This window comes from Flavobacterium sp. 28YEA47A (genome assembly GCF_041262125.1).
Taxonomy (GTDB): Bacteria; Bacteroidota; Bacteroidia; order Flavobacteriales; family Flavobacteriaceae; genus Flavobacterium.
Genome location: NZ_JBGCCI010000004.1, coordinates 22,598 through 39,804, shown reverse-complemented (window position 1 = coordinate 39,804; position 17,207 = coordinate 22,598). Strand labels below are relative to the sequence as shown.

Annotated in this window: 17 protein-coding genes; 16 read left to right on the top strand and 1 reads right to left on the bottom strand. The window is 35.9% G+C overall.

What is annotated here, in order from left to right; genetic code table 11:
• Positions 1 to 33: 33 nt before the first annotated feature.
• The 10 genes from ABH942_RS06575 to ABH942_RS06530 all read left to right on the top strand — a co-directional run bounded on the left by ABH942_RS06575 (position 34) and on the right by ABH942_RS06530 (position 12,388).
• Positions 34 to 1,116 carry a chorismate mutase gene (locus ABH942_RS06575; protein ID WP_370030349.1) on the top strand — a complete coding sequence of 361 codons (1,083 nt, stop codon included), beginning with the start codon at positions 34 to 36 and terminating at the stop codon, positions 1,114 to 1,116.
• Positions 1,117 to 1,213: 97 nt separating this feature from the next.
• On the top strand, positions 1,214 to 2,176 hold the full coding sequence (gene rsgA / locus ABH942_RS06570) for a ribosome small subunit-dependent GTPase A (protein ID WP_370030347.1): 963 nt from the start codon (positions 1,214 to 1,216) through the stop codon (positions 2,174 to 2,176).
• 324 nt (positions 2,177 to 2,500) lie between these two features.
• A complete protein-coding gene (gene dtd, locus ABH942_RS06565; RefSeq protein ID WP_370030345.1) occupies positions 2,501 to 2,953 on the top strand; it encodes a D-aminoacyl-tRNA deacylase in 453 nt (150 codons plus the stop codon).
• Between the two features lie 49 nt (positions 2,954 to 3,002).
• Positions 3,003 to 4,910: a DUF3857 domain-containing protein gene (locus ABH942_RS06560; protein WP_370030343.1), complete on the top strand. Its 1,908-nt coding sequence runs from the start codon at positions 3,003 to 3,005 to the stop codon at positions 4,908 to 4,910.
• A gap of 13 nt (positions 4,911 to 4,923) precedes the next feature.
• Entirely contained in the window at positions 4,924 to 6,873 is a 1,950-nt protein-coding gene (locus tag ABH942_RS06555; RefSeq protein ID WP_370030341.1) for a DUF3858 domain-containing protein, read from the top strand.
• Between the two features lie 3 nt (positions 6,874 to 6,876).
• Positions 6,877 to 7,203 (top strand): nucleotide pyrophosphohydrolase, encoded by a 327-nt coding sequence (locus tag ABH942_RS06550; RefSeq protein ID WP_056072385.1) that lies wholly within the window; start codon positions 6,877 to 6,879, stop codon positions 7,201 to 7,203.
• Positions 7,204 to 7,212: 9 nt separating this feature from the next.
• A complete protein-coding gene (gene aroA, locus ABH942_RS06545; RefSeq protein ID WP_370030339.1) occupies positions 7,213 to 8,439 on the top strand; it encodes a 3-phosphoshikimate 1-carboxyvinyltransferase in 1,227 nt (408 codons plus the stop codon).
• Positions 8,440 to 8,613: 174 nt separating this feature from the next.
• The gene (gene queA, locus ABH942_RS06540; protein ID WP_140000678.1) at positions 8,614 to 9,663 is read left to right on the top strand and encodes a tRNA preQ1(34) S-adenosylmethionine ribosyltransferase-isomerase QueA; all 1,050 of its coding nucleotides are present in this window, start codon (positions 8,614 to 8,616) and stop codon (positions 9,661 to 9,663) included.
• 312 nt (positions 9,664 to 9,975) lie between these two features.
• Positions 9,976 to 11,256 carry a kynureninase gene (gene kynU / locus ABH942_RS06535; protein ID WP_370030337.1) on the top strand — a complete coding sequence of 427 codons (1,281 nt, stop codon included), beginning with the start codon at positions 9,976 to 9,978 and terminating at the stop codon, positions 11,254 to 11,256.
• A gap of 43 nt (positions 11,257 to 11,299) precedes the next feature.
• On the top strand, positions 11,300 to 12,388 hold the full coding sequence (locus ABH942_RS06530; RefSeq protein ID WP_370030335.1) for an agmatinase family protein: 1,089 nt from the start codon (positions 11,300 to 11,302) through the stop codon (positions 12,386 to 12,388).
• Positions 12,389 to 12,424: 36 nt separating this feature from the next.
• On the opposite strand, the gene ABH942_RS06525 is transcribed toward ABH942_RS06530, so the two are convergent.
• Positions 12,425 to 13,072, bottom strand: a complete 648-nt coding sequence (locus ABH942_RS06525) for an NAD(P)-dependent oxidoreductase (RefSeq protein ID WP_370030333.1) — start codon at positions 13,070 to 13,072, stop codon at positions 12,425 to 12,427.
• A gap of 194 nt (positions 13,073 to 13,266) precedes the next feature.
• Between ABH942_RS06525 and ABH942_RS06520 the strand changes: the two genes are divergently transcribed.
• The 6 genes from ABH942_RS06520 to ABH942_RS06495 all read left to right on the top strand — a co-directional run bounded on the left by ABH942_RS06520 (position 13,267) and on the right by ABH942_RS06495 (position 17,108).
• On the top strand, positions 13,267 to 13,668 hold the full coding sequence (locus ABH942_RS06520; RefSeq protein WP_370030331.1) for a GNAT family N-acetyltransferase: 402 nt from the start codon (positions 13,267 to 13,269) through the stop codon (positions 13,666 to 13,668).
• Positions 13,669 to 13,691: 23 nt separating this feature from the next.
• The gene (locus ABH942_RS06515; protein ID WP_370030329.1) at positions 13,692 to 14,225 is read left to right on the top strand and encodes a Crp/Fnr family transcriptional regulator; all 534 of its coding nucleotides are present in this window, start codon (positions 13,692 to 13,694) and stop codon (positions 14,223 to 14,225) included.
• A 50-nt stretch (positions 14,226 to 14,275) separates the two neighbouring features.
• Positions 14,276 to 14,830 carry a DinB family protein gene (locus ABH942_RS06510; protein WP_370030327.1) on the top strand — a complete coding sequence of 185 codons (555 nt, stop codon included), beginning with the start codon at positions 14,276 to 14,278 and terminating at the stop codon, positions 14,828 to 14,830.
• Between the two features lie 149 nt (positions 14,831 to 14,979).
• A complete protein-coding gene (locus ABH942_RS06505; RefSeq protein WP_370030325.1) occupies positions 14,980 to 15,672 on the top strand; it encodes a DUF4377 domain-containing protein in 693 nt (230 codons plus the stop codon).
• Between the two features lie 229 nt (positions 15,673 to 15,901).
• On the top strand, positions 15,902 to 16,588 hold the full coding sequence (locus ABH942_RS06500) for a nuclease-related domain-containing protein (RefSeq protein ID WP_370030323.1): 687 nt from the start codon (positions 15,902 to 15,904) through the stop codon (positions 16,586 to 16,588).
• An 82-nt stretch (positions 16,589 to 16,670) separates the two neighbouring features.
• Positions 16,671 to 17,108, top strand: a complete 438-nt coding sequence (locus ABH942_RS06495; RefSeq protein ID WP_370030321.1) for a hypothetical protein — start codon at positions 16,671 to 16,673, stop codon at positions 17,106 to 17,108.
• Positions 17,109 to 17,207: the final 99 nt, after the last annotated feature.

The window sequence follows — 17,207 nt, the reverse complement described above, 5'->3', positions numbered from 1 at the left end:
TAATTTTGGCATGAGCCGAAAAACTCAATAAAAATGAAAAATTCAAAAGAATTAAGGACGTGGTTGGATGATTTAAAATTGTCACATCCATTAGTAATTGCTGGGCCTTGTAGTGCAGAAACGGAAGAACAGGTGTTGAAAATAGCTCATGAATTAAAAGATTCTGATGTCAGTATTTATAGAGCAGGAATATGGAAACCCAGAACACGTCCGGGAAGTTTTGAAGGTGTGGGTACAATAGGTTTAAAATGGATGCAGAAAGCCAAGGCTGAAACAGGGCTTTTGATGGCGACTGAAGTGGCAAATGCAGCTCATGTCCAATTAGCTTTAGAACACGATATAGATGTTTTATGGATTGGAGCAAGAACCACCGTAAATCCTTTTGCCGTACAAGAAATAGCAGATGCTTTAAAAGATACTGACAAGATTGTTTTGGTGAAAAATCCAGTAAACCCAGATTTGGCCTTGTGGCTTGGAGGAATTGAACGCCTTTACAATGCAGGAATTAAAAAACTGGGAGTTATTCACAGAGGTTTTTCTACTTACGAAAAAACAAAATATAGAAACATACCGGAATGGCAGCTGGCAATCGAATTGCAGAATCGTTTTCCGGATTTGCCTTTAATCTGCGATCCTTCTCATATCACGGGCAAACGTGAAATGATTCAGGAAGTTTCACAGCAAGCATTAGATTTAAATTATGATGGGCTGATTATTGAAACTCATACAGATCCCGACAATGCATGGAGTGATGCCGCACAACAAGTAACTCCAGAACAGTTAAAGGAAATTTTCAAGAACTTAAAAGTAAGGAAAGAAACAGAAGACGGCTCAGATTATAACCAGAAACTAGACAGGCTTCGTGTAGAAATAGACGAATATGATGCAAAAATCATCGAGATTTTAGGAAAGAGAATGAAAGTTGCCGATAAGATTGGCGTATTGAAAAAAGAAAAAAACGTGGCCGTGTTGCAGAACAAAAGATGGAATGAGATTTTGGGCAAAATGATATTGGAAGGTGAAGAAAAAGGATTGAGCGAAGAGTTTATTTTAAAGATATTCAAGGCAATCCACCAGGAAAGTATCAGCCATCAGGAAAAAATTATTAACGGATAAGTGAGAGCTCTAAATTTAGATGAGGAAATTACATTGTTCCGTTGTAAAACAGTAATTTTGTCATCTAAATTTAATAAAATCAGGAAATCTGAAGTGAATGACAGGAACCGTTTATAAATCTACTGGAAGTTGGTACACCGTAAAATCCGAAAGCGGAGAGTTTATCGAATGCAGGATCAAGGGCAAATTCCGCATGAAAGGAATCAAAAGCACCAATCCTATTGCAGTAGGCGATATTGTAGATTATGAACTCGATAAAAGTTCAGATAAAATTACAGGAACGATTCACACTATACGGGAACGAAAGAATTATATAGTCCGAAAATCGGTTAACCTTTCAAAGCAAGTTCATATTATCGCATCCAATATCGACCAGGTTTTTTTGCTGATAACGATAAATAATCCTCCAACGACAACAAGTTTTATAGACCGGTTTTTAGTCACTGCAGAAGCCTATGGTATAGAAACGGTTTTAGTTTTTAATAAAATTGACACCTATGACGATGCCATGCTTGATGAGCAATTGTATCTGCAATATGTATATTCAAATATAGGATATCAGTGTCTGAGAGTATCTTCAACAGAAGGAAAAGGAGTCGAAAAACTGAAAGAGATGATGATAGGCAAGGTTTCGATGTTTTCAGGACATTCAGGAGTTGGAAAATCGACTCTTGCCAATGCCTTAGAACCATCGCTACATCTTAAGATATCTATAATTTCGGAACAGAGCAGGCAAGGGCAACATACCACCACATTTGCAGAAATGTATGATTTGTCGTTTGGAGCCAGGATTATCGATACGCCGGGAATCAAAGGCTTTGGAATTGTAGATATGGAGAAATCGGAAGTAAGTGGCTACTTTCCTGAGTTTTTTGCGTTGCAGGATCAATGCAAATTCAATAATTGCCTGCATAAAGAAGAACCACATTGTGCTGTCAAAGAAGCTCTGGAAAAAGATGAAATTGCCTGGTCGCGTTATAGAAGCTACCTTCAAATATTAGAGGGCGATGACGAGCATTATCGCACTGATGACTACGCCGACGAGAAAACAGGAAACTAAAATTAGTGGATAGTTGATAGTTTTTAGTCGATAGTTATGACGTTGATTGAACATAAGTCATGAAGTCAAAAAAGCACATTTACTAAATTAGTGGATAGTTAGTAGTGGATAGTCGATAGTTATGACATTGATTGAACATAAGTCATAAAAATTCAAAGAGTTACTTGTCATGAAGGTAAAATTTCAACCATATAAGCTATCTACTAAAAACTATAAACTACCCACTATCAACTTTCAACTATACAAGCTATCTACTTCCAACTATAAACTACCCATTATCAACTTTCAACTATATAAACTATCCATTATCAACTATAAACTATAATGAAGTCTGTTATTCAAAGAGTTTCCCATGCCTCAGTAACTATTGAGGGAGAAAAAATAAGCGAAATACAATCAGGATTGCTGATCTTGGTTGGGTTTGAGGATTCCGATACTCAAGAAGATATTCAATGGCTTTCGGCTAAAATTGCCAACCTTCGGATTTTTGGAGATGAGAATGACGTCATGAATCTTTCTGTAAAAGATGTGGATGGAGATGTTATTGTTGTTAGCCAATTCACACTTCATGCCTCAACTAAAAAAGGAAATCGACCTTCTTATATAAAGGCATCCAAACCGGATATAGCTATTCCTTTATATGAGAATTTTATAAGTCAGATGGAAATAGATTTGGGCAAAAAAGTCCAGACCGGAAGATTTGGCGCAGACATGAAAGTCGCATTATTGAACGATGGCCCGGTAACTATTATGATTGACACAAAAAATAAAGAATAAGCTAGAAAATCAGTTTTATTATTTTATTTTTGGAAAAATTTAACATTTGATGAAAAATTTGTTGTTCCCCCTGGTTGTTGTTTTATTCTTCTCAACAATAGCTACTGCACAGGACATCGAGTATACTGTTGCAAACATTCCTGCTGAACTTAAAGAAAACGCAAACGCAGTTGTACGTTTAGATCAAAAAAACATTGTGGTTGCTTCCAGAAAGTCAATGATAACAACGACTAAAAGCATAGTAACGGTCCTTAATGAAAACGGATTGTCCTATATGGATCTTTCCGAGTATTTTTCTGGTAAAACGCGTATCAAATCTATTGAGGCCCAATTCTACAACGCTTTTGGAAAAGAAATAAAAAAAGTCAAAAGAAAAGATTTTAAGGAGAACTCAGTTTCCGGAAATTCAATTGTTTCAGAAGGTAAAGTACTTTATTATGATTATACTCCTACAGAATACCCTTTCACTGTTGTTTTTTCAAGTGAAATAGAAACCTCTAATACCGCTTTTATACCTAGATGGTTTCCAATGCCGGGTTTTTCTGTAAGTGTAGAAAAATCAAATATAACTATAAAAGTACCCTCCGATTTAGGTTTCAAATACAAAGAGTTCAATATACTTGATAATCCAAATATTACAAAGGAAGTTAAGGCAGATGGAGTTTCTTTCACAGCGAATAACTTGGGGAGTTACAAAGCAGAAGATTATTCACCTTCATTTGATTCGTATGCGCCTAATGTAATGATGGGATTAGATTTTTTCAATTTGGAAGGAGTTGATGGTGTCGCGACTAATTGGAAAGATTTTGGTGGATGGATGTATACCAATCTTTTAAAAGGAACGGAAGAGATTCCGCTGGAAACACAAAATAAAATCAAAGCATTGGTTGGAGATGAAAAAGATCCGATAAAAAAAGCAAAAATTGTCTATAAGTATGTTCAGGACAAAACCAGATATATCAGTATTCAATTAGGTATTGGTGGATGGAAGCCTATGCTGGCAAAAGATGTTGACCGTTTAGGCTATGGTGATTGTAAAGCACTAACTAATTATACAAAAGCGTTATTAGAAGTTGTAAATGTACCTTCCTATTATACTGTCATATATGGAGATACACAGAAAAGAAATCTTAATCAGGACTTCGTTTCTATCCAGGGAAATCATGTCATTTTAGGATTACCTGTAGATAATAAAATGTATTGGCTTGAATGTACAAGTCAAAAGTCACCTTTTGGTTTTCAAGGTGATTTTACGGATAACAGACTAGCTCTTGCCATAAAACCGGAAGGTGGAGAAATTATAAAAACAAAAGAATATGTAGCCCAAGAAAATACTCAAATATCAAAAGGGAATTATGCCATAGATGAAAACGGGAATATTTCGGGAAACATTCAGATTAAGTCAAAAGGCATCCAATATGATAATAAATATATCTATGAAGGAAGTTCAAATGATGATCTCATTAAATTTTACAAAAAATATTTCTGGAATATCAACAATCTTAAAATAAAGAAAATCAATATGCTTAATAATAAAGAAGATATTGAGTTTTCTGAAGATATTGCCATAGAAGCATCAGAATATGCTAAGTTGGCCAATGGAAGGTTGATTTTTGCATTAAATGCATACAATCCGTCCTCTTATATTCCGCAACGTTATCGAAACAGAACGAACCCATTTGAAATTTCAAGAGGAATTTATGATTATGACGAAATTACAATCGACCTTCCAAAAGGATTTGTTGTTGAAGCAAAACCTGAAAACGCAACTATCAAAACCGATTTTGGTGAATATAAAACAGAATTGGTTGTGATTAATGAAAGTCAGATTGTTTATAAAAGAACATTCCAGTCAAACCCAGGTTCGTATGACAAAAAAGATTATGAAAATTTCCGAAAATTTAAAGAACAAATAGCAAAAAACGATAACTCAAAAATAGCACTAGTAAAAAAATAATAGACCTTCAGCCATGAAAAAAAACCTTTTAACCATTTATTTCTTCCTCTTTGCGTTAAGCCTATATGCTCAAAAAAAATACGAATTAGGAAAAGTAACTATAGAAGAATTAAAAGAGAAAGTACATCCAAAAGATTCATCAGCAGTAGCAGCGATCCTGTTTAAAAAAGGGAACACCTATTTTGATTATGATTCAGATGGAAGTTGGGCGGTTATCACAGAAGTTGTAACAAAAATCAAGATATATAAAAAAGAAGGTGACGGCTTTGCAACCGAGCAAATACCATACTATACTGGAGGTAAGCAAATAAAACTGTTTTTTGATGATGCCGTAACCTATAATCTGGTTGGAGATAAAATCGAAAAGACAAAACTCAAGAGTGAAGGAGAGTTTACAGAAAAAGTCAATGAAAACTTCAGTTTGAAAAAAATAGTGATGCCGAATGTCAAGGAAGGAAGTATAATAGAATATAAGTATACAATCAGGACTCCTTACCTGACTTCTCTTAATGACTGGTATTTCCAATATCGTATTCCTGCAAATTTTGTAGAATATAAAATTGCAATACCGCAATACTTTAACTATAACGTTTTTATGAAAGGTAATCTGGCAGTTTCAAGGAAGCCGTCAACAATCTTAGCCGGACCATCGAAGAAGTTCAATGAGCTGGTAACGCTTTATTCTGTTGAAAATGTAAAAGCATTAAAAGAAGAATCATATGTCAATAATATGGAAAACTATACTTCCATGTTGCAAATTGAACTTGCCTCTACAGATTTTCCAAATCAAGGAGTGAAGCATTATGCCGCAGACTGGGAATCGGTAGTAAAAACTATTTATGAAGATAAAGATTTTGGCGACGAGCTAAACTATAAATCGTATTTTGAAAAAGATATTGAGCCACTAATAAAAGGTGTTACATCAAGAGAAGAAAAGATTAAATTGATTTTCGACTACGTAAAAACCCGAATGAATTGGAATGAAAAGTATGGCTACTATTGTAAAACAGGAGTTAAAAAAGCATATGCTGAAAAAGTAGGAAATGTAGCTGAAATTAACCTGATGCTGGTTGCTATGTTGAGATATGCAGAACTAAAAGCCAATCCTGTTTTAGTCAGTACACGCTCAAATGGTATTGCCGTATCTCCAAATAGAACAGCCTATAATTATGTTATTGCAGGAGTTGAACTCGATAACAAACAAATACTTTTGTTAGATGCTACTTCAAAAAATGCTTTGCCTAATATTTTGCCATTCCGAACACTGAATTGGATAGGTAGGATGATTAGGAACGATAAAACGTCTGTAGAAATAGACCTGATGCCTAAAAGCAATTCTAAAGAAATAGTCAATGTAATAGCATCTATTGATGAAGAAGGCAAAGTTGACGGAAAAATCAGAGCCCAATATTTCGACTATAATGCGTATGGTTTTAGAGAAGTTCACTTAAAAAAATCAAAAGACAAGTATCTTGAAGAAATGGAAAAGAGATACAGCGGAGTTGAAGTAGGAGAGTATACTACCACTAATGACAATGATTTATCAAAACCAATTGTAGAAACTTTTAGTTTTGTCAATAATAATGTCATAGAGCGTATAGGCAATAAAATCTATTTTTCACCAATGCTTCAGTATGCAAAACATGAAAACCCGTTTAAGGATGAAGTAAGAGAATATCCGGTAGACTTTATGTATCCTTATCAGGATAAATATTCTTATACCATTACAATTCCTAAAGGATATGAAGTAGAATCGATGCCTGAGCCTGTTGCGGTTGCTATGGAAGGCAATATCGGAACTTTCAAATATAATATCGTGAAATCGGCAAACCAGATTCAGGTGACAACACAGTTGGATATGAATTATCCTATTATACCACCAGATTTTTACCATACGCTGAGAGATTTCTACAAAAAAATGTTAGACAAGCAAAATGAAAAAGTAGTACTTAAAAAAGTATAACCTATGGAAATAAAAAACGCACAGCTTCAGGTTGACAACTGGATAAAAGAACACGGAGTTCGTTATTTCAACGAACTTACAAATATGGCACAGCTTACGGAAGAAGTTGGAGAAGTAGCCCGTATCATAGCTCGTCGCTATGGTGAACAATCAGAAAAAGAATCAGACAAGAACAAAGACCTGGGCGAAGAATTAGCCGATGTGGTTTTTGTGGTTTTGTGTTTGGCAAACCAAACAGGAATCAATCTTCAGGAAGCCTTTGATAAAAAAATGGATCTAAAATCAAACAGAGATAAGGACCGACACAAGAATAACGAAAAACTCAAATAGCAAAATAAAATGAATCTAAGTTTAAAGCCTGCAACCTGCAATGTCAAATCTGAAATTTCGATAACAGGATCTAAATCAGAAACCAATAGGTTACTGCTGCTACAGGCTTTATATCCGGACATTGTCCTCAAAAACACTTCAAATTCTGATGACTCTGAAGTAATGGACAAAGCACTCAAGGCTAAAGATTCAGTAATAGATGTACATCATGCCGGAACGGCAATGCGATTTCTTACAGCCTATTTTGCAACGAGAGAAGGCAGAGAAGTTGTCCTGACGGGTTCATCAAGAATGAAAGAACGTCCCATTAAGATTTTGGTTGACGCCTTAAACCAACTGGGAGCTTCCATTACCTATGAAGAAAAAGAAGGGTTTCCGCCAATAAAAATCAAGGGACAACAACTTTCCAAAAATAAAGTCTCACTTCCGGCTACTATCAGCAGTCAATATATTTCGGCTTTGCTGTTAATCGCTCCAAAACTTCAAAATGGACTGGAGATACAATTGCAAGGAAAAATAACATCAGTGCCCTATATCAAAATGACTTTGGCACTGCTGGAGGAGATTGGAGTTAAAACAGACTTTAAAGAAAACACAATCAATATTCAGCCAAAGCAAGAAGTTCAGTCACACCAACTCACTGTAGAGTCTGATTGGAGTTCAGCATCTTATTTTTATTCGATAACTGCTTTGTCAAAAACTGGAACCGAAATAAAGCTTTCCAGTTATAAACAGCACAGCCTTCAGGGCGATTCAATATTGGCTGAAATTTATAAAGCATTGGGTGTAGTCACAATTTTTGACGGAAACGCTATCATTCTTAGAAAAAACTCAGACACGATTAATGGAAATTTAGTCTTGAATTTGAATGATTCGCCAGATATTGCCCAGACAATTGCGGTAACCTGTTTTGGATTGGGAATAGCATGTCATTTATCGGGACTGCATACGCTTAAAATCAAGGAAACAGACCGTTTGGAAGCTCTAAAGACCGAACTCGAAAAACTGGGAGCAGCAATAAAAGTAACCGGAGACACCTTAGAATTAGGAGTGTCAGAAGAAATAAAACCAGACATTTCAATAGCCACTTATGACGATCATAGAATGGCGATGGCTTTTGCTCCTTTAGCTTTGAAAGTTCCAATAATCATAAAAGATGCTGGAGTTGTATCAAAATCCTATCCTGATTTTTGGGAAGACATAAAGAGCATCGGTTTCCAGATAGACAAAATCTAAAAACCCAATGTTTATAGGCTTCAACACTTTGCGTTATAGCCAACATAAAAATTTCTGACTAAATAAAAGCCAAAACACTTGACAACGCCTATCGCACCATCGTATATTTGCAGCCGGTTTAAAATTTAGGGCTTACCGGAAAGCCGGGTTTTTACCTCAAATCAAAATTCTATTATGAAATTATCACACTTCAATTTCAATTTACCGAAAGAGCTTCTAGCGGAATATCCAGCAGAAAATAGAGACGAATCTCGTCTGATGGTTGTAAACAGAAAGACTAAAACTATTGAACACAAGATGTTCAAAGACATAATCGATTATTTCGAAGAAGGTGACGTAATGGTGTTGAACAATACCAAGGTTTTTCCTGCAAGACTATATGGAAATAAAGAAAAAACAGGAGCCAGAATTGAGGTTTTCTTATTAAGAGAACTAAATGCAGAGCAAAGATTATGGGATGTTTTGGTTGATCCAGCACGTAAGATAAGAATTGGAAATAAACTATATTTTGGTGACGATGACTCATTAGTTGCTGAGGTTATCGATAATACAACATCACGTGGAAGAACGTTACGTTTCCTTTATGATGGTTCTTACGAAGAATTCAGAAACAAACTGACAGAACTTGGAGAAACTCCAATCCCGAAATACATCAACCGTGAGGTAACTCCGGAAGATGCAGAACGTTACCAGACAATTTATGCTAAAGAAGAAGGAGCAGTAGCTGCACCAACAGCAGGTTTGCACTTTTCAAGACATCTATTGAAAAGATTAGAAATTAAAGGAATCGATTTTGCTGAAGTAACATTGCATGTTGGATTAGGAACTTTCAACCCGGTTGAGGTAGAAGATTTATCCAAGCACAAAATGGATTCTGAAGAATTGAAAATTACTCAGGAAGCTTGCGATATTGTTAATAAGGCAAAAGTAAACAAGAAAAAAATATGTGCTGTTGGAACTACTTCTATGCGTGCCATCGAAAGTTCAGTTTCTTCTGCAAAAACATTAAACCCATACGATGGCTGGACGAATAAATTCATCTTCCCACCACATGATTTTAGTATTGCAGATTGCATGATTACAAACTTCCATACACCAAAATCAACACTGTTGATGATGATTTCGGCCTTTACAGGACACGACCTTATGAAAAAAGCATACGAAGAAGCTATCAAAGAAGGATACAAATTCTATTCTTATGGTGATGCCATGCTGATTTTGTAATCAGAGTTATATCATAACAAATCAAAATCTCGTCAGCAATGGCGAGATTTTTTATTTTCAACAAATCAGCACAATCATTCCAGTCTGTGACTAAAAACTGCTCCACACAAGTTTTCTCAAAATCCGCGTTAACCCGCGAAATCCATTCCAATCCATGTTCAAATAAATCCATGTTCAATAAATCCGCATAATCACCCTAATCTGCGGTTAAAAAAACACTTCAATTCACATCCAAAGAAATCCACGTTCTCTCCAAGCTCTTTCCAAAATCAATCTTTTTTCCTATTTTTACGGCCATCTAAAAAACAACCAATGACCTTTCAAAATACCCGCGAATTTGCGCAAGAACTGGATTCACAAGACAAGCTGCACCACTATAGAAATGAATTTCTTTTCCCACAAGTAAATGGAAGAAAAGTAATTTATTTTACAGGAAACTCGTTAGGGTTGCAGCCTAAAAGAACCAAAGCCTATGTAGATGAAGTGATGGATGATTGGGCTAAGCTGGCTGTCGAAGGCCATTTCTATGCAGAAAAACCTTGGTGGGATTACCATGAAAGATTTGCCGCGCCTCTAAGCAAAATTGTAGGAGCACTCCCGTCTGAAATATCCGTAATGAATACCTTGACGGTAAACCTTCACTTATTGATGGTTTCTTTCTATCGTCCAACCGAAAAAAAATATAAAATTCTTTGTGAAGCAAAAGCCTTTCCAAGTGACCAATACATGCTGCAAAGCCAGGTACGCTTTCACGGATATGATCCAGAGGACGCTATTGTAGAATTGCAAAGAAGAGAAGGAGAACACAACATCCGTTTGGAAGACGTGCTTGCTAAAATTGAAGAATTGGGTGATGAAATTGCCTTGGTATTGATTGGTGGTGTAAACTACTATACCGGACAAGTTTTCGATATCAAGACCATAACCGAAGCTGGGCATAAAGTTGGAGCCTATGTAGGCTGGGACTTAGCCCATGCAGCCGGAAACATAAAACTGGAATTGCACGACTGGGATGTAGATTTTGCTGCCTGGTGTAGCTATAAATACATGAACTCAGGACCTGGAAATGCTTCCGGATGTTTTGTACATGAAATGCATCATGATAATTATGAGCTGAATCGTTTTGCAGGATGGTGGGGACATAACAAAGAAAGACGTTTCCTGATGGAACCAAAATTTTCTCCGGAAACAGGAGCAAACGGTTGGCAGATAAGCAACCTTCCTATATTGTCTCTAGCACCCTATTTGGCTTCAGTAGAAATGTTTGCCGAAGTTGGAATGGATGCCCTGATTGAAAAACGAGATAAAATTACTTCCTATTTGGAATTTATCTTACACGAAATAGACAAAGAAGTCGACAGTACATTTGAAATAATCACTCCGGAAAACCCGGAAGAAAGAGCCTCGCAATTATCGGTGTTCCTACATGGTGAAGGACGTACTTTGTTTGAATATCTTATGAAAAATGGTGTTATAACCGATTGGAGAGAGCCAAACGTAATCCGACTAGCTCCGGTTCCGTTATATTGCTCTTTTGAAGATATGTATGAATTCGGGCAGATATTGAAACAAGGAATACTATCACACAAATAATAAAGAAAAGAAATCGATTTGTTTCGGTTCTAAAAAATAAATTATGACAAAAGAACAAATTATAAAAAACTTTGATCCAAGCCAGCCAGGTTTGGCAGATGCCAGCATCTTTGGACTTCCTTTTTCTGCCGAAGACAGCGAAATCATTATCATTCCTGTACCTTGGGAAGTAACCGTAAGTTATGGTTCTGGAGCTTCAGAAGGCCCTGATGCCATTTTAGATGCTTCGTTCCAGGTAGATTTGCACCATCAGGAATTTCCGGAATTGTGGAAGTTAGGAATCTATCTCGACAATAACGAGCAGACTGAAAAATGGGCAAAAGAAAGCGAAAAATATAAGAGCTTGGCACAGCCTATTATTGAGGCTTTGGAAAATGGAGAAGTTATTGAAAGCCTTCCGGGATTGCAATCTGATTTGGACAAAATCAACAAAGTTTGCAAAAACCTAAAAGAAGAAGTAAAAGAAAGAGTATTGTACTGGGCTAAAAAAGGCAAAAAAGTTGCCCTTTTAGGTGGCGACCACTCTACACCGTTAGGATATTATGAAGCATTGGCTTCACAACATAACGAATTTGGTTTGTTGCATCTGGATGCTCACATGGATTTGAGAATTGCGTATGAAGGTTTTACCTATTCTCATGCCTCAATTATGTACAATGCGTTACAGATTCCTCAAATTACAAAAATCGTACAGGTAGGAATTCGTGACTTCTGCCAGCAGGAAGTCGAAACTGCTTTTGAACACGGAAATCGCGTGTTGGTACATACAGATATGGATTTAAAAGCAGAAACCTATACAGGAAAAACATGGGAACAGCAATGTGAAACGATTATTGCGGCACTTCCACAAAAAGTAGCCATCAGTTTTGATATTGACGGCATGTATCCTTGGTATTGCCCAAATACGGGTACACCGGTTCCTGGCGGATTCTCTTTTGAACAGGCGGCTTATCTTTTAAGTAAGTTAGGTGAAAGCGGCAAGGAAATCATCGGATTTGATTTAGTAGAAGTAGCTCCCGGTGATGATGATTGGGACGGAAACGTAGGAGCCAGAATGCTTTTCCACATGTGTGGAGTTTTGGCAAAAAATAATGGTCTTCCGGTAGGAGAAAAGATTAAATTCAACAGATAATAATTGAAAAGCGGGCTATTAAGCCCGCTTTTTTATTTAAGATAAATTCGCAATAAAAGGTGATTTTTTAATAAACGACTGGTCGTTAAGCTGTTTGATAAGAAAATGTGCCAGACTCGTAGCGCTGATTTTGTCACCCGGACAATCTTCAAGGCTTATAGCAATAGGACATTTTTCATCAACGAGTTCAATCAGAGGAAGCCGTACCAAAGTCCAGTCGGCGGTGCTTTGGGTTAAAATATCATGCTCCAGTTGCTGGTTTGCTGTCGAGACCGGGAAGTTTTCATACATCCAATTGGTAGCAAAAATCGCTTTTGGTCCTTTTTGATCTTGAGGAGTGTTGACATTAAGTCCGGTCGTTACAATATAGCGTTGCACATTCCATTGTTGCATAGCTTGGAGGATGTTAGTCGCCGCTTTACTGAACAATGTGGGTTCGCTGGGAGGAATACCCAAGCCCAAAGTGCTGATTACTGCATGGCAACCTTCTACTAGTTTTGCTATTGAACCATAATCAGAAGCATCGCCAATAATAACTTCTACGTTTGGATAATCCGATTGGAAATTTTTAGGATTTCTTACCAAAAGCTTGAATGTAAAACCTTGGTTGATTAATTCTCTGACGAGGTATTGGCCAGATTTTCCGGTACCGCCAATGACGGCAATTTTTATATCTTGTTTCATTTTGTTCTTTATAAAATTATTGAAAATAGTATCTTAGTCCTGATTTACTTGATGCAAGCAAATAGAACCGGCAGAAGCTCGAGGCTTTTGCAAAAAATCAATATTTTTATAAAGAGATTTTAATAAGTCAAATATAGAAGGTAGCGATAACTTATACAAGTAAATTAAAAACTTTTGCCCTAATACTCAATAAAATGGAAATCATAGAGAACAATATCCCATTAGAAATTTACCGAGAACTTCGTACAAAATCCGGCCTTTCCAGTAAAGACATAGAAGCCGCCACAATAGGGCTCAAAAATTCGGTTTATTCAGTAATGATAAAAAAAGGAGAAGTAATTGTAGGGATGGGGCGCATTATTGGCGATGGAGGATGCTTCTGCCAGGTTGTTGACATTTGCGTACTTCCGGAAAATCAGGGACAGGGCATCGGAAAAGTAATCATGCAGCAGATATCCAATTTCATACAAACCCAATTGCCAAAATCATGCTATGTAAGTCTATTAGCCGATGGTGATGCCAACCATTTGTATGAAAAATTTGGTTTTAAGGATACCTTGCCACATTCCAGAGGCATGGCTCTAAAAGTTGTGTAGTAATACCTTTTTTGCAGTATAGCGTGAGTAAAGCAATAATAATACATAAGTTCGATATAGGCAGCCTGTTTGAAAAAACGGTAACAGTAGAAAGAAATCAATTTTTAAAAACAGGCGATAGTATTGATAGCAACATCTACTTTGTCGAAAACGGAAGCCTAAGAATTTTTATCACAGATGGTCACGAAGAACGAATTATTCGTTTCGGATACCAAAATAATATTATCGTTGCCCTCGATTCCTTCTTTACGCAAAAGCCATCAGATTTTTACATACAGGCGATTAAAAAATCCACAGTCAAAGTTATTTCTAAAGAAACGTTCATGGCCTATATTAATAGCAGTCAGGAAAACCTTAAAATCTGGCTTGAGATATTGGAAGATTTGGTGCTGCAGCAAATCGAAAGGGAAAAAGATCTTTTGATTCAATCACCACGAGAACGCTATGAAAGGGTTCTTAAAAGAAGTCCGCAACTCTTTCAGGAAATTCCCAATAAGCATATCGCAAACTACCTCCGCATGACACCTGAGACTTTATCCCGACTCAAAAAATCTTGAGTTCAATCAAGGATTTTTTCTCTGATTCGTAAGAACTTTGCAAGAAAAAAATGAAGACTGGAACACATCGGTTACTGCAAGAACTTACCACACAAGTAAAAAGTCATATTGAATATGCAATATCACTTGAAAAACAAACGGAAAAACCGCTTAATGCCAGAATAACACCAGATAGTTGGAGCATCTTAGAATGCATCGAACATCTTAATCGTTATGGCAATTTCTACCTGCCTGAAATTGAAAAACAAATCAATTCATCTCATTCTAAACCTGAAGCGCAATTTAAAAGCGGTCTGCTAGGTAATTATTTTGCAGAAAGCATGCTCCCAAAAACCAAACTGAACAAGATGAAGACTTTTAAAAACATGAATCCCATTTATAGTAAGTTAGACAAGAGTGTGATCCAAACGTTTATCAGCCAACAAAAGAAACTGCTTACATTGCTTGAAAATGCGGAAAAAGTTAGCCTTAACAAAACTAAAACCAGTATCAGTATCTCGACTTTGATTAAGTTAAAATTAGGTGATACGTTTCGATTCCTTATTTATCATAACGAAAGACATATCCAACAGGCGCAAAGAGTTTTAAAAGAAGTATGGTTCTAAGTTTTGATTTTTGGAAAAGTTATAAAAAAGTATAAAGAAAAGTTAAAAACAATATTTTTTACCTTGTTGTGAAATTACGGCATGAAGTTTGTCTATTGTGTTGCAAAATAATATAAACAGTTATGAAAACATTTAAAAGCTCAAACAAAATGAAACAAATTTTTTCTCTAAAAGCACTTATGCTATTACTAGGATTTACTTTCTTTTCAGTGCAAGCGAACGCAGACACGGTACGAATGACGATAAAAGAAGAGTTGGCTAGCTGTACAGGTGTTGCCCCACAAAATTGCTATCAGGTAAAATATAAAAAGAGTAAAGACTGGGAATTTTTCTACAGTCAGATTGAGGGATTTGAATATATTCCTGGTTACCGATATGTAATTGACGTTAAAAGAACCAAAAGAAAAAATATTCCGGCTGATGCCAGTGCCTATACCTACAAACTAAAAAGAATCATCAAAAAAGAAAAAATAGCTAACGAAGCAGCTACTGAATTGGCTTTTATCACAAAATACAAGTGGAATCTGATCCAAATGAACGGAACTATGCCACCAGCTTCGTCAGCCTACCTTATTTTTCAGGCAGATGGTAAAAGAATGAGTGGTTCTGGAGGTTGTAACCGAATAGGAGGCGGATTTGAATTGACCAAAGACAAAATCTCTTTCTCAAAAATTGTAAGCACATTGATGGCATGCCCGGATGAAAACAAAAACAAATTAGAAGGAACTTTGCTGAATATGCTGACGGATGGTACTTTCAGATACGATATAGCAGACCAAACCCTAAACTTATACCAAGGTGATAAACTGGTATTGATGTTTGGATTGTCACCGCTAGAATAACATACCCTTTTTGCACAAATACAACAAAACCTCCTAGAGCTTACAACAGTTCTAGGAGGTTTTTTGTTGGAAAATTTTATTGTATGATCCTGTACATCTATCCTAAATTCTAGAATTAATTGCTTTTGTGGAAAGCCGTAATGAACTGGAATGAATTACTTATATGTTTGTTATGAAACAAATGCTTACAAATGATTATAAATGTTTGTAAGTGGAAATGGAATGCTTTATGGAAATTCTTATAGTTGTATTTTTCATCATTGTCTTTTTTATCGCTTTTATAAGAAAAAGCAGTAACACATTTGAAATCAGGTCGGAACCCAAAAGAGGTACAAGAGCAGAAAGAAATTTAGTCTCCATACTCAAACACTCGGGAATACCGGAACAAACTATTTTTCATGATTTATATGTAAAAAAATACAATGGCAATTTTTCTCAGATTGATTTGGTTGTGGCGACCAAAGCGGGAATTATTGTCTTTGAAGTAAAAGACTACAGTGGCTGGATTTTCGGCACGGGTTACCAGTCACAATGGACTCAGGTATTGGCTTACGGGCAACGGAAATATCGATTCTATAATCCTATCCTGCAAAACAATAAACATATTTCCGATTTAAGAAAAACGCTCAGGCAATTTGAAAATATTCCCTTTTATTCCATAATTGTATTTTACGGTGACTGTGAATTAAAAGATATCAATTTTGTACCCAAAGGAACATTTTTAGTAAAGCCAGAACGGGTAATCGAAGCCATGAGAATTATCATTGCAAACAATGAGCCGGCATGCTATACCGATAAACACGAAGTTGTAAGAGCATTGCAAGAAGCGGTACAAAATGGAGAAAGCCCGGAAGTTCAATGGCAGCATATTGAAAATCTCAGGGACATGTTGGGTAAGGATAGGGTATTTGAGTAAAAGGAGACTTCTCTTTATGGTAAACCGTAAAGAATTATAGATTACATATAAGTTTGTCTAACCATTGATTAAAAAACCTACTATGCAAACATTTCCAAGTGAAGAGATCCTGATGACTTCAGATGATAATTCCATTACGCTTACTACGCATCGAATATTTCAAAGAAATGCGGATGCAAATAAAGATTTACTTCTTAAACATATTATTACTCATCAGGTTATTAAGCGTAGAAAATTATACTACAAACTTCTTACCGTTTTTTTTCTAATAATGACATTTATAACCTATCAAAATTTAGATCCGAGATATGATGAAAAAGTGTTTATTGTGGTGCTTATTCTGATAGCTTTAAGTGTGATTTCGGCTTGTTTGTTATTTGTGATTCAAAATAGATATTTAAAAATTGTTAGTTATTTTGGTGAAATAGAGTTTTCATTGTCTAAAATGGATGAGAGGAGCCTAAATAAATTTTTGAATAAAATGTATGACGAAATAGAAAAACGTAAAAAAGAAGATTAAAGAAATTTTATTAGAAAAAACTTTCCGTGAAATCCCAAATCTCCTATTTTCAATTTCTCTGATCGCTTGTCATGTCTGAAAGTTAATTATATTTATCAG